The organism is Planktothrix sp. PCC 11201 (genome assembly GCF_900009135.1).
GTDB lineage: Bacteria > Cyanobacteriota > Cyanobacteriia > Cyanobacteriales > Microcoleaceae > Planktothrix.
On sequence record NZ_LT797688.1, the window covers coordinates 510,191 to 523,670 of the forward strand.

8 protein-coding genes are annotated in these 13,480 nt (G+C 35.2%); 2 read left to right on the plus strand and 6 right to left on the minus strand.

Annotated features, from left to right (window positions below):
- Nucleotides 1-29 precede the first annotated feature (29 nt).
- The 5 genes from PL11201_RS03060 to PL11201_RS03080 all read right to left on the minus strand — a co-directional run bounded on the left by PL11201_RS03060 (nucleotide 30) and on the right by PL11201_RS03080 (nucleotide 5,040).
- On the minus strand, nucleotides 30-1,085 hold the full coding sequence (locus tag PL11201_RS03060; RefSeq protein ID WP_079677126.1) for a retropepsin-like aspartic protease: 1,056 nt from the start codon (nucleotides 1,083-1,085) through the stop codon (nucleotides 30-32).
- A complete protein-coding gene (locus PL11201_RS03065) occupies nucleotides 1,082-1,849 on the minus strand; it encodes a YebC/PmpR family DNA-binding transcriptional regulator (RefSeq protein WP_079677127.1) in 768 nt (255 codons plus the stop codon). The genes PL11201_RS03060 and PL11201_RS03065 overlap by 4 nt, the downstream gene beginning before the upstream one ends.
- A gap of 59 nt (nucleotides 1,850-1,908) precedes the next feature.
- Nucleotides 1,909-2,607: a DUF3226 domain-containing protein gene (locus PL11201_RS03070; RefSeq protein WP_079677393.1), complete on the minus strand. Its 699-nt coding sequence runs from the start codon at nucleotides 2,605-2,607 to the stop codon at nucleotides 1,909-1,911.
- The gene (locus tag PL11201_RS03075; protein WP_079677128.1) at nucleotides 2,600-3,667 is read right to left on the minus strand and encodes an AAA family ATPase; all 1,068 of its coding nucleotides are present in this window, start codon (nucleotides 3,665-3,667) and stop codon (nucleotides 2,600-2,602) included. Before PL11201_RS03075 ends, PL11201_RS03070 begins: the two co-directional genes overlap by 8 nt.
- Before the next feature lie 83 nt (nucleotides 3,668-3,750).
- The gene (locus PL11201_RS03080; RefSeq protein ID WP_079677129.1) at nucleotides 3,751-5,040 is read right to left on the minus strand and encodes a hypothetical protein; all 1,290 of its coding nucleotides are present in this window, start codon (nucleotides 5,038-5,040) and stop codon (nucleotides 3,751-3,753) included.
- Between the two features lie 265 nt (nucleotides 5,041-5,305).
- On the opposite strand from PL11201_RS03080, the gene PL11201_RS03085 reads away from it, so the two are divergent.
- Nucleotides 5,306-6,634: a F390 synthetase-related protein gene (locus PL11201_RS03085; RefSeq protein WP_079677130.1), complete on the plus strand. Its 1,329-nt coding sequence runs from the start codon at nucleotides 5,306-5,308 to the stop codon at nucleotides 6,632-6,634.
- Here the strand turns inward: PL11201_RS03085 and menD are convergent.
- Nucleotides 6,631-8,394, minus strand: a complete 1,764-nt coding sequence (menD, locus tag PL11201_RS03090) for a 2-succinyl-5-enolpyruvyl-6-hydroxy-3-cyclohexene-1-carboxylic-acid synthase (RefSeq protein ID WP_079677131.1) — start codon at nucleotides 8,392-8,394, stop codon at nucleotides 6,631-6,633. The two genes, PL11201_RS03085 and menD, sit on opposite strands and share 4 nt — an antisense overlap.
- 46 nt (nucleotides 8,395-8,440) lie before the next feature.
- Here menD and dnaE point away from each other — a divergent pair, with 46 nt between their 5' ends.
- A complete protein-coding gene (gene dnaE / locus PL11201_RS26390; RefSeq protein ID WP_159451506.1) occupies nucleotides 8,441-13,405 on the plus strand; it encodes a DNA polymerase III subunit alpha in 4,965 nt (1,654 codons plus the stop codon).
- Nucleotides 13,406-13,480: the final 75 nt, after the last annotated feature.

Sequence of the window (13,480 nt, forward strand, 5' to 3'; positions counted from 1 at the left end):
ACCGGGTTTTTCTCAAGAAGCCTGGTTTCTTATTTTATCGGAACTAATAATAAACTTCCTTCAAAGTCTTGGGATTTGCTCGGAGAATTAAACCGCCAATATTGTTGGTATTGATTTAAAAAACTTTGACCAATAATGCCATCAATTTGTAGTAAATCCAAAACTGGAGATGATAAAATAACGGCTTCTAAATTATTTTGATCATAATCCTGAATTGTGACTTTTTCCAAACGAGAAACTTCTGCATCTTCTAACCCACAAAAACCCTGAACTTGAATTGGTTGCCGATGGGAATGATCGATTTTTATTTGATTAGCCAACTGTTTAGAAATAAAAATAGTATCAGCACCCGTGTCTAATAGAAACGTAAACGGCCCTTGATCATTAATTTTAACCGAGGCTAACATCACTCCTAAACGACTTTTTAAGGGGATAGCTTCAGGGACAAATTCAGCAGGTAAAGGCGAAGAATTCAGCAGTTGTAATTGACGGGTTTTAGGATTTAATTTCAGATCAAAATTCCTTAAAAAATCCATGCCCACTACTCCCAATAATTCCTCGGGAATCACCGTTGTAGAAAATTCCAAACCCCGCAATTCTTCCACTCGAACTTGATTAATTACTAACGGGGGTAAACGGTGCAAAATAGCATTCATATTCGGACAATCATCTCCCGCTACGGCATAGGCTAACCCCTGATTCGGAATCGGTTCTCCTGTTAACCCCAACTCCTGAACAACCGTGGTGGCAATCATGGTTGTGGATGCCCCCGTATCTAATAAAAAGCTACCGGATTTTCCCCCAATGGCAAGCTGTAGGGTAAATACTTGACTTCCTTCTAATCGTTGAAGTGGAATTGTTGCCTGACCGATGGTTTTGGGATGGGGTAAATTTAAACCCTCCAGTCTGACGATCGCATTTAAAGAAAAAATACTCAATAACATTGTAGTATTTGATGCCAAATTATGATCAACTACGGGAAGTTCTAAACCCCGGGAAAAAGTAAGAGTTGGGCTGGCTAAACCCTGAATAGATAGGGGCAAAACCGCAACTAAAGTTAAGATCAAAGGAGTCAAGCATTTCATTCGCTATAAAGAGCTTGATAACAAGCATCAGATAGTTCAAAGTTTGCCGTTACATTCTGCACGTCATCTAAATCATCTAAAATATTCATTAACTTCATGAGTGATCGAGCTTTTTCAATATCATTAACTTCAATGATATTATTAGGAATCCAACGCCATTCCGCCTCAACAACATGAAATTTGTGTTCCCTTAAAACTTGGCTTAACTGTTCTAAATTCGTGATTTCCGTATAAACTTCTGCCCCATCGGTATCATTAACAGGCGTTAATTCATAGGATTGGGCTTCCCCTTCTACTAGGGTTTCCAGAAGTTTTTCTTCATCAATTGGCCCGGTTAAGGTAACAACACCTTTCTGGTCAAACATCCAACTTACACATCCGGTTTCCCCCAAGTTACCGCCATTTTTACTAAAAGCCACTCGCAAATCCGCCGCCGTCCGGTTGCGGTTATCCGTGAGTCCTTCAATTAAAATCGCCACGCCGCCAACTCCATAGCCTTCATAACGAATAAATTCTAACTCGGAAGCTCCAGCCCCGAGTTTCCCCGCCCCTTTGGCGATCGCTCGTTCAATATTATCATTCGGAATTGCCGCGGCTTTTGCCTTTTCAATCGCAGTTCGCAATTGAAAGTTTCCCGCCGGGTCACCCCCTTGACGCGCCGCCACAATAATTTCCCGGGAAATTTTTGCGAACACTTTACCTTTTACCGCGTCTACTCTCGCTTTTTGGCGTTTAATATTCGCCCACTTACTATGTCCAGCCATACTTACACAAAATTACAGCAGTATTTATAAGACGAAGGATAATCGATTTTACATTTTGATCAACTCTCAGTAACGAAAAGGTGCAAAAATTTTTTGATCTCATCGAGAACAGGGTGATTAAAATTCCAGATATCTTTTTTATTTTCCATAATATAGTTAAAATTTGTCATGCTGCATTTTCGTTCTGCTTGCTTGCGTTCTAAACGAGAACAAGTATCAAATCGTAGATAAAGACTAATCCAAAATTTATCATATTCTTTATCACTAATCGATTTATTATTACTTTCCAAACAGTTTCTCCAACTCTCTAAACAATCTGCATAAGTAGATTCTCGAGTTTTAATAAGTTTTAAGACAGTTTCTAACTCTCCTTTACCTTCTACATGGGTAAAATAACAAGCTATTTCAATACAATCATAGCCAGGAATATTAATAGTTATTAATTGTGATATATCAGAAAATTCATTATTTAGAGTAAAAACCTGTCGCAAACATTGATTAATAAATTGTAAACGCTCTTGCTGAGAATATTGATCAATATCGATCACAATTCCAATTTTACTAATTTGTCTTTTTTGAATATCAGCTAACAAAGACTTGAAAGCTTCAACTAACCTTTTTTCACTTAATCCTTCTAAACATTCATAGTCATCAATAAAAATAGGAGGATCAATCTCAATATCATAATTTAATTCCTCAATCAGAGCTTGAAGAAAAAATTTATCATTTTTACTTTCCACAATTAAAAGATTACTCACCTCTGACTCCTTTTCCATGTTCTAAAGCATATTTTAAGGTTTCTACATCCCTTTTAATTCCTATAATATCGTTGGTTTTGGGATGTCTTGCCAGTTCAAAATAAGCACTGATTTCTTCATCCATTTCTAAGCCTACATCTCCAAAAGATTGAATCATTTCTAAACTGTGGGTTGTGGCAAAAATTTGGGTATCTAGTTCTGTTGATAGTCGAAATAAGGTTCTCCAAAATTCTCGTTGATTAGTATAATGTATGCCATTTTCTATTTCATCAATCAACAAAATTTTAGGATTGTTATTGATTAATTTCAAAATAATAGTTGTAGCCCTGATAATAGCATCTCCATACAGTGAAATAGGTAAGCGACGTTTATTGATGCTCCTTAAATATAAAGTAGGTTCACCAATAGAAAAACTATCTACCTCTTGAATTGATGAATCAAGAACTTGTAACAACTTTAAAACTTCACCATCTTTTTCATCCAGACGAGCTTTATCATAAGATTCTGCTAACTCTTTGTTCGACATTCTTAAACCAGAGGGGATAATAGGTATATCAGTTGAGTCTGAGCCACTTACTGAAATTATTCCGTTTGAGCTTGCAATTACCGAAGATTCAGATATACTCTCTTGATTTTGAGTAACTTTAATATTAAGTGATGTTACTGATTCATTTTGAGAAATAAATTCAATCAGTTTTTTAATATCTTTTTGATCTTCAAAAAAATCAGAGTTAATTGTATCAGAAACATAAATCTCTACGATTTTCAGATTTTCTGAATACTTGCCAATAATTTTTATTTTCTCTTGATGTTTTTGATCTAAAAAAAAATTATCCCAAGTGCGTTCAGGTCTGGATTTTGAAATCTCTGAAGACTCTCTCCTAATTCTCTTAAGTTCAATTATGCTTTTAGGGCGAGGAAAGTTATGCAACAGTAAAGCTTCTAAAAAAGCTGTCTTTCCAGCGTTATTTTTACCTCCAATTAGATTCACTTTTTTAAATCCAGAAATTTTAGTGCTTTCAAAGCATCTAAAATTATTAATTTCTATATTTTCAAGCATATTAATCAAATTTTGTTGTAAAAATAGCCCTAATCTACTTTAACTTTAGCATATTGAAGTCAGAAGTTGTCTAGCTAGTTTTACTATTTAGCACGACTAGCAGCTAAACGAGCATAATCCAGATTTTTTTGATACTGAATAACCCGTTGTTGTGCTTTACCATAATTAATATCAGAAGTCGAAACCGCTTTCATATTTTCAATCGCTTTTTCCCATTGAGTTGCTACAAATTCCCATTCATCTTTTGATTTAGATGTTTGTGCTAAATTAGCAGCTTTTGTTGCTGTTGCAATAGCATCTCGAAAATAATTCGCTTCAGTGAGGGTTTCACTATTTTGATTGAGAATAGTTGAAACCCCAGTTTTATTAACCGTTTCAATCTTTTCAGTTCGCCCTGATTCAGTAGGATAAGAAACAACCCAAGAACCTACATTTTTAATATTTTCTATATTTTTAGAATACAGAGGAATGGATACCGCCGTAATTAAACCGACACACCCCATTAAAATTATATTTTTCTTAATTCGGGGATTTTGACAAATTAGATATTCAATTTGATAGAGATACAAAATGCACAAAATCTGTAATAATCCTGCTAATTTTACCCATTCCTGATGAGATCCAAAACGGCAATATTGAATTTGAAGTTTTTGCGTTATATAAGAATAACAATCCTGAATCGGATAAAAGGGAATTAAAACCCCTAAAACAATTAGTATAGATAAAAAGAAGACAATTAAAGCATAGGTTCCTTCCCATAAACTTCTATAATGGGGTGTCCAAGGGGAAAAATATCGTAATGATCGGTTAAAAATCCAGTGGTGCGCGTAGGAATAAATTACCCCAGAGATTAAAAATGCTATTCCTAATGCTTGTAAAAAAGGTCGAGGATCGGTTTTGATATCTGAAGTAATACTCCCTATCAATCCTCCCCAAAATGTAGTTATTTTAATAATAAATATAACCCAGATAATTAGTATAATTGTCCTCAACCAAGAATTCGGATAGGGAAACCAAGCTGGCCATTTTAACCAGGTAATAAAATTAAAGCTCGATTTGTTTTTGACAGGCTTATTTTTTTTCTCCAAACTAATACATTCAGTCCAAACAGGTTTTTCCAGTGCTAATTCTTTACCTTGAATTAAAACTGATTTAATATAAGGACAGTTTAATTTTTGTATTACTCCTTTAACAAATTCAACGGATTTTTGTTGAGGCGGAACAGGAGTAGATTCTAAGGTTATTTCAAGATAATCTTGTTTTAGTTCAGCGAAAGCAATAATCTCTTGTTCTATCATTAAATAAGTGATTAATTTAGCAATTTCTTGGGGATCACCCTGTTTTGCTAGGTCAAATGATGGTTTATTTGTCATAATTTGTATTAGAGGTAAATGGAAAGCAGCAGACAGGGGGGTGATGTGGAGAATTAAAGCGGGTAGGGATATCGATCAATAGCGATCGCTCAAACTTACTAAATTTTAGTATAGGGGATAAAATCATAAAAATAAACCGTAAATTTACGCAAATTAAGATGTAATTATTGTAAGCTACATAAGCATAGTCCACGCACCATCAACATTATTTAATACAACAGAGTTCTAGGTGAGTAAAACACAGCCTACGAGGTATATTATTAAAATGAAACGTACATTAACAATTCTTGAACATTATTTACAAACCAAATATTGTAGACAATTTAACAGTCGAGAACAATTATTAACCTGGCAAAATCAACAGGTTCAAAACTTTTTAAAAATAATTTTGCCTCAATCTCCCTTTTGTCAACAGTATTATCAAGGTTTAGATATCCAAGATTGGCAAAACTTTCCTATAATTGATAAAGCTAAAATGATGGAAAATTTCGACCAACTCAATACCGTTAAAATTTTAGCATCAGAAGCGTTTGAAATTGCCTTTCAAGCCGAAAAAACGCGAGATTTTAGTCCTAATCTTCGGGGTTATACCGTGGGTTTATCAACGGGAACCAGTGGAAATCGAGGATTATTTTTAGTTAGTTCTCAGGAACAATGGATTTGGGCAGGAACAATTTTAGCAAAATTATTACCCAATTTTATATTATTTCCTGAGAAAATAGCATTTTTTCTAAGAGCAAATAGTCGATTATATGAAACGGTAAAAAGTCGGAGTTTACAGTTTCAATTTTTTGATTTATTAGAACTAATTACGGATCATATTCAACAATTAAATGATTATCAACCCACTATTTTAGTCGCTCCTGCTTCTTTATTACGATTGTTAGCAGACGCTCAAAAACAAGGTATTTTAAAAATATTCCCAAAAAAAATAGTCTCTGTTGCTGAAGTTCTTGATCTTTTAGATCAGAATTATATTAGCAAGGTTTTTAATCAAGTTATTCATCAAGTTTATCAATGTACAGAAGGATTTTTAGGTTATACCTGTGACCATGGAACTTTACACTTAAATGAGGATATTGTTGCTATTCAAAAAGAATATTTAGACCCAGACAAATCTCGATTTATGCCGATTATAACCGATTTTAGACGCACAACCCAACCGATTATTCGTTATCGTCTGAATGATATTTTAGTAGAACGAAAAACTCCTTGTCCCTGTGGGTCAGTATTAATAGCAATTGAACATATTGAAGGGCGGCAGGATGATATTTTTTATCTACCCCATGGGTCTAGTAATGGTGAATGGGTAACAATTTTTCCTGATTTTCTTCGCAGAGAAATTGTTATGGTTTCTGATGAAATTGAGGATTATCAAGTCATGCAGTTAAGTTTAAATCGGATAGAAGTTGCTTTGAAATTCAAAAATAATAAAAAAGATCTGATTCAAGCAGGTGTTTTTAAATCCCTAGAATCGCTTTTTAAACGTCTTCATGCTCAGATTCCTGAAATTATCTTTCTGGATGACTTTCCTTCAATTCCAAAGGGTCAAAAACGTCGGAGAGTTTGGCAACGTCAGAAACTGGGTTTCTAAAAAGTTAATCCTTCTGCAAGTTGTTTTAAATATTGTTGTCGCCATTGGGTATCAGTTTTACGATCAGTTGGAATTTCTAATATTCTAATACCTGTTTGGGGGAGAGTATTTAATTTTTGTTGCAGTTGTTCCCAAGATTGGATTTGTTCATAGTCAATATTATAGGTCGCTGCTAATTTTGCAAAATCAATATTTTGAGGAGTGGCAAAATATTCCTCGAAGGGAGGATCAAATCGAGAAACAGACAACATTTCAAAAATCCCACCACCATTATTATTAATTAAAATAATAGTTAAATGTCCGATAAATTTATTTCTGATTAAAAATCCATTTGTGTCATGAAGTAAGGCTAAATCCCCCGTTAATAAAATACTGCTTTGCTGATGATGGGCAATTCCCAAAGCTGTTGATAAGGTTCCATCAATGCCATTTGCTCCTCGATTAAAAAAGGGTTGAATGTTTGAATTATTCGGACACCAAAAAAATTCTACATCCCTTACTGGCATACTATTAGCAATAAAGATTGGTGTATTTTTAGGTAGAATTTTAGAGAGTAACCAAGCAATTTTAGGTTCTATTAATGATTCAATTAGATTTAGTTTTTCGTCGATTACATTTCTGGATTTAGCTTCTAGTTCATACCAAGAATGAGCATATAACTTAGATTTATTTAAATGAGTTGGTTCTGGATTTTTAGCTTGATTGATTTGTTTTGAGAGTTGTTCTATTGATATTCTGAGATTGGTCGTTTTTCCATGTAAACCATCTAGGTTATGATAACTCGGATCAAGAATAAAATAATCCGGTTGTTGCTGGTCTAACCAATTTCTTAGGGTTTTACTGGTGGGTAAATCTCCAATTTGAATCACAACTTCAGGGGCTAGTTTTTCTGCTAAGGTTGAGTTTCTCAGGATTAAATCATAGGTTGAAATTAAATAGGGATTTAGGTTATAATAATTCCTGACGGGGGATAATCCCTCGGCTAAAACGGGATAGTTTAAGTATTTAGAAAGATCAGCGATCGCTTGACAATAAACCTCTGGATTTTGAGGTTGAGCTACTCCGGCGATAATAATTCCTTGGGAATAATTATACCATAGTTTTAAATAATTAGATATATCAAAAGTAGAGAAAGTTTGAGTTTTTGCTAGATTTATTTTAGCAAAAAAATCATCAGGAAATATGGCTTTTAATGCTTCTGTTTGCGGCTGAAAAACCGGATGTAAAGGATCACGAAAGGGAATATTAAGATGGACAACGCCGGAAATAGGAAATTGCGATCGCTCCCAAGCATAAATTAAGGTTTGTCGCAAATAACGTAACAATCCTAAATCTAAACTGGGGATGCTTAATTCCGCTTGCCAGTTGGGATAATTATTATATAATCTAACTTGGTCAATCGTTTGTCCTGCATGACAATCTCTTAATTCAGGGGGGCGATCTGCGGTTAAAATTAACAGAGGAACTCGGCTTTCTTTAGCTTCTATAATAGCGGGATAAAAATTAGCCCCGGCGGTTCCTGAAGTGCAAACCAAAACCGTCGGCAAACCAGATTTTTTGGCAATTCCTAAAGCAAAAAAAGCAGCGGAACGTTCATCTAAAATTGGGATGGTTTCAATGCTAGAATGTTGAGCAAAAGCAATTGTTAAAGGGGTAGAACGGGAACCAGGGCAAAGAATAGCAGTTTTTAATCCTAATTGAGCCAAAGTCTCTACTAATACAGAAGCCCAAATTGTGTTAATATTACGGAAGTCAATCATTTTATCTCAATTAATTTTAAGTTTAATTTAACTAAGGAACTCAACCATGTCTTTTGTAGGTTTACATATTCATAGTGATTATAGTTTACTGGATGGGGCATCTCAATTACCCCAATTAATTGACCGCGCAGTAGAGTTAGGAATGCCGGCGATCGCTGTTACCGATCACGGTGTTATGTATGGGGCAATTGAGTTAATTAAAACCTGCCGCAATAAAAACATAAAACCCATTATTGGCAATGAGATGTATGTGATTAATGGTGATGTTAAAGTTCAGGATAAGAAACGAAGAAAATATCATCAAGTGGTCTTAGCTAAAAATAGCCAAGGCTATAAAAACTTAGTTAAATTAACCACCATTTCACACCTGGAAGGGTTTCAAGGAAAAGGCATTTTTGCACGTCCCTGTATCAATAAAGAACTATTAGAACAATATCACGAAGGGTTAATTGTTACCAGTGCTTGTTTAGGAGGAGAAATTCCCCAAGCGATTTTACAAGGACGTTATGATGTGGCGAGGGAAGTCGCTCAATGGTATCAAAGGGTATTTGGAGAGGATTTTTATTTAGAAATTCAGGATCATGGTTCTCCAGAAGATCGGATGGTAAACGTTGAAATTGTTAAAATTAGTCGAGAACTAAATATTAAAATTGTCGCTACAAATGATTCACATTTTATTTCTTGTAATGATGTGGAAGCCCATGATGCTTTACTTTGTATTAATACCCAAAAATTAATTAGTGAAGAAAAACGGATGCGCTATAGTGGCACAGAATATTTAAAATCTGCCGAAGAAATGGCGCAATTGTTTCTGGATCACTTACCAAATGATATCATTCAAGAAGCGATTAATAATACCGTAGAAGTTGCAAATAAAGTTGAACCCTATAAGGGTATTTTAGGAGAACCTCGTATCCCTGACTATCCCATTCCTGCCGATCATACGGCGGATACCTACTTAGAAGAAGTTACCTGGAAAGGGTTACTAGAACGGATGAATGCTAAGACTAGAAGCGAGATTAAACCTGTCTATAAAGAGCGCTTAGAATATGAGCTTAAAATGATGCAACAGATGGGGTTTTCCACTTACTTTTTAGTGGTTTGGGATTATATTAAATTTGCCAGAGATAACAATATTGCCGTTGGGCCAGGACGAGGTTCGGCCGCGGGATCATTAGTAGCTTATGCCCTAAAAATCACCAATATTGATCCGGTTTATCATGGTTTATTATTTGAAAGATTTTTAAATCCTGAACGGAAATCTATGCCTGATATTGATACGGATTTCTGCATTGAAAGGCGGGATGAAATGATTAAATATGTCACTGATAAATATGGAGAAGATAAGGTAGCCCAAATTATTACCTTTAACCGCATGACTTCTAAAGCAGTGTTAAAAGATGTCGCCAGGGTGTTAGGAATTTCCTATAAAAATTCGGATAAAATGGCAAAATTAATTCCGGTTTCTCGGGGAAAACCCACCCGTTTGCCCGTCATGATTTCCGATCAAAGTCCCGCGCCGGAATTCAAAGAAGCTTATGATCATGAAGATGTGGCTATTCATAATGATGCCGGGGAAGAAGTTGGAACAATTAAAGTTAAACAATGGTTAGATATGGCAATTCGCATTGAAGGAACTAATAAAACCTTCGGAGTTCATGCGGCGGGTGTGGTAATTTCTAAACAGTCTTTAGACGAAATTGTTCCCCTACAACGTAATAATGATGGAGCGGTCATTACTCAATATTATATGGAGGATTTAGAGGCAGTTGGATTATTAAAAATGGACTTTTTGGGTTTAAAAAATTTAACCATGATTCAAAAAGCCGTTGATTATATTGAACAAAAACATCACTATAAAATTGATCCCGAGAAACTTCCTTCTGATATTGAAAGAAAAGCCCAAGATGCCTATAAAACCCATAAAAAGTTACCTGAAGATGTGCTAAAAACTTATAAATTACTAGAAAAAGGGGATTTAGATGGTATTTTCCAGTTAGAATCTTCTGGGATGATCGATATTGTTAAAAAGCTCAAACCTTCCTGTTTGGATGATATTTCTTCCATTTTAGCCCTGTATCGTCCCGGGCCGTTAGATGCAGGTTTAATTCCCCAATTTATTGATCGTAAGCATGGACGAGATGAAATTAGCTATGACCATCCCCTGTTAGAGCCAATTTTAAAAGAAACCTATGGAATTTTATGTTTTCAAGAACAAATTATGAGATTAGCTCAAGATTTAGCGGGCTATTCTTTAGGTCAAGCTGATATTCTTCGCCGATGTTTGAGTGGATCTACGCAAATTTTAGATGCTGCTACCGGAAACTTAGTTTCCTTAAAAGAAATTGCACAATCTCCTGAATATTGGTTAGGTAGAAAAGTCTTTTCTCTCAATCTTAATACTCAAAAAATTATTCAACAACCCATCACGGAAATTCATCCGAATGGAGTTCGGGATATTTGGCAAATTACCACGAAAACGAATCAGCAAATTAAAGCCACTGACGATCATCTTTTCTATACAGTCTTAGGATGGCAACCATTAAAATCCTTTAAAATTGGCGATCGCGTGGGTTTAGCCAAAACTATCCCTATTACGAATGAAAGTAAAGTATCAGATGCTCAAATCAAGTTGGTCGCGTATTTAATTGGAGACGGTCATTTATCCACAAAGAGTCCAGCTTGTAGTTATTTTTGTAACAGCGATCAAGAATTAATAGATGATTTTAATGCGTGTGCAAAAGAACTTTTTGGCAAACCAGCACCCATTGATCATCAAGTACATCCGGGGCGAAAATCCGTCACTTATGCTCGTATTGGATTTGTTTCTTCTTTCAATAAATGGGTAGATGATCATATTAAACGAGCTCACTCTAGGGAGAAAGAAATTCCCGAATGGGTTTTGACATTATCTCGGAATCAATTACAACTTTTCTTAGGAACTTTATGGTCAACTGATGGAAGTTTTGATACTAGCATTGGTCATACTGACTATACTTCAACTTCTCCGATTTTGATCAAACAAATTCAACATCTACTACTACGTTTAGGCATTGTTTCACTCTTTAATGTGAAAACTATTAAATATAATGGTCAACCTCACATTTCTTATCGAGTCCAAATTACCGGACGAGAAGATATGCTCAAGTTTTGTGAATTAATTAAGCCTGAATTGAGTTCTTATAAAACAGAGCAAGCAGAACTTTGTTATTTATTGATCAAAGATAAAGTTCGGAATCAATCAAAACATACAATTCCACCGGAAGTTATTACACTAATTGCTCAGGCAAAAAAAGCAACTAGGATGACATGGGATAAAATTGATCAGACTGTGGGAGTGGCAAGGGGTACTATGTCTTCTGGTTTAAATTTCCAGAAAACACCCTCTCGTAGTCTATCTCGTCATCGTGTGGAAAATTTTGCGATTGCATTTCAAAATGACCAATTAAAAGCGATCGCGGAATCGGATGTTTTTTGGGATGAAATTGTTGGAATTGAGTATATAGGCAAAGAAGAAGTGTTTGATTTAAGCATTCCTGAAACTCATAATTTTATTGCCAATAATTTTATTGCCCACAACTGTATGGGTAAAAAGAAAGCAGAAGAAATGCAGAAGCAAAGGGAACTCTTTATTGACGGTGCAACCAAAAATGGAGTCGTGCAAAAATTGGCAGAAAAGTTATTTGAGCAAATGGTTCAATTCGCAGAGTATTGCTTCAATAAATCCCATTCCATGGCCTATGCCTATGTTACCTATGAAACCGCTTATTTAAAAGCTAATTATCCCGTTGAATATATGGCGGCTTTATTAAGCGCTAATAGTGGGGATACGGATAAAATTCAAAAATATATTGAATCTTGTCAAAAATCTCTGGGAATTAAGGTTATCCCGCCAGACATTAATCTTTCGGGGATGGATTTTACCCCGTCGGATCAGAGTATTATTTTCGGACTTTCTGCGATTAAAAATGTGGGAGAAGGTGCGATCGAACATTTATTAGAAATCCGTCAAGAGGGGGGAGAATTTAAGAGTTTTCCCGATTTGTGCGATCGCATTAACCTACAAATGGTTAATAGTCGCGCCTTAGAAGCCTTAATTAAATGTGGCGCCTTAGATAAGCTTAACCCCAACCGTCGCCAAGCCATTGATCATTTAGATAAATTAATTTCTTGGGCGCAAAGTAAAGCCAAAGATCGAGCCGTTGGTCAACAAAGTATATTCGATATTTTAGGGGGTGGAACTAATACAAAAAACACCCATGAAGATGCACCAAAACCAGCAAAACTTGAGGATTTTAAAGTTCAGGAAAAACTCCAATTTGAAAAAGAATTATTGGGATTTTATGTCTCTGAACATCCTTTACAATCCATCTTAAGATCGATTTCTGTAGAAGAAAGAGTAACTTTATCGGAATTAACTGGTAAAAAATCTAAGGTTAAAGTGGTTGTTGTAATTACCGCTATTAAACTACATACCACTAAAAAAGGTGATCGGATGGCATTTTTACAAATTGAAGACTTAACTGGACAAATGGAAGCGATTATTTTTCCTCGAACCTATCAAGAGATTAAGGAATTTCCCCATGAAAATGACTTAGTATTAATTACGGGTAAAACTGACAAACAGGAAGATAAAATTCAGCTTATTATTGATGAGTTACAATCGGCGGATACCCTCCCTCGGATTGATAAAATTCCCGCTCTTTTATTAGAAGATTTGGAAATAGAGGAATCAAATTCCATGGTACTTTTACACCTAACACTTGAAGATGTTTATAACTTATCTCGACTTCAAGACCTTAGTGCTTTACTCGAAGAACAATCATCCGGTGATCAACGAAAAGCGAATATTCCTGTTGTTGCTAAAGTGATTGGTAAATTTCCTGACCATTATCAGGTGGTTAGTTTTGGACGTAAATTTTGGGTACAAAATGCTGAAGATACTATTCATGATTTAAAATCAGCTAGATTTGATGCTGAAATTCAACCGAAATTAGAGATATTAATGTGAATTCAAGCCTAAAATAAGGCCGGAAATATGAAAGTTTATTGGTCTTTAATTGAGTCTTAGATCCCCCCTAAACCA

What these genes read in the sequence shown, in the direction of transcription:
- PL11201_RS03075 (WP_079677128.1), bottom strand. Translation starts at nt 3,667, where the DNA reads ATGCTTGAAAATATAGAAATTAATAATTTTAGATGCTTTGAAAGCACT.
- PL11201_RS03060 (WP_079677126.1), bottom strand. Translation starts at nt 1,085, where the DNA reads ATGAAATGCTTGACTCCTTTGATCTTAACTTTAGTTGCGGTTTTGCCC.
- menD (WP_079677131.1), bottom strand. Translation starts at nt 8,394, where the DNA reads ATGATTGACTTCCGTAATATTAACACAATTTGGGCTTCTGTATTAGTA.
- PL11201_RS03065 (WP_079677127.1), bottom strand. Translation starts at nt 1,849, where the DNA reads ATGGCTGGACATAGTAAGTGGGCGAATATTAAACGCCAAAAAGCGAGA.
- dnaE (WP_159451506.1), top strand. Translation starts at nt 8,441, where the DNA reads ATGTCTTTTGTAGGTTTACATATTCATAGTGATTATAGTTTACTGGAT.
- PL11201_RS03085 (WP_079677130.1), top strand. Translation starts at nt 5,306, where the DNA reads ATGAAACGTACATTAACAATTCTTGAACATTATTTACAAACCAAATAT.
- PL11201_RS03080 (WP_079677129.1), bottom strand. Translation starts at nt 5,040, where the DNA reads ATGACAAATAAACCATCATTTGACCTAGCAAAACAGGGTGATCCCCAA.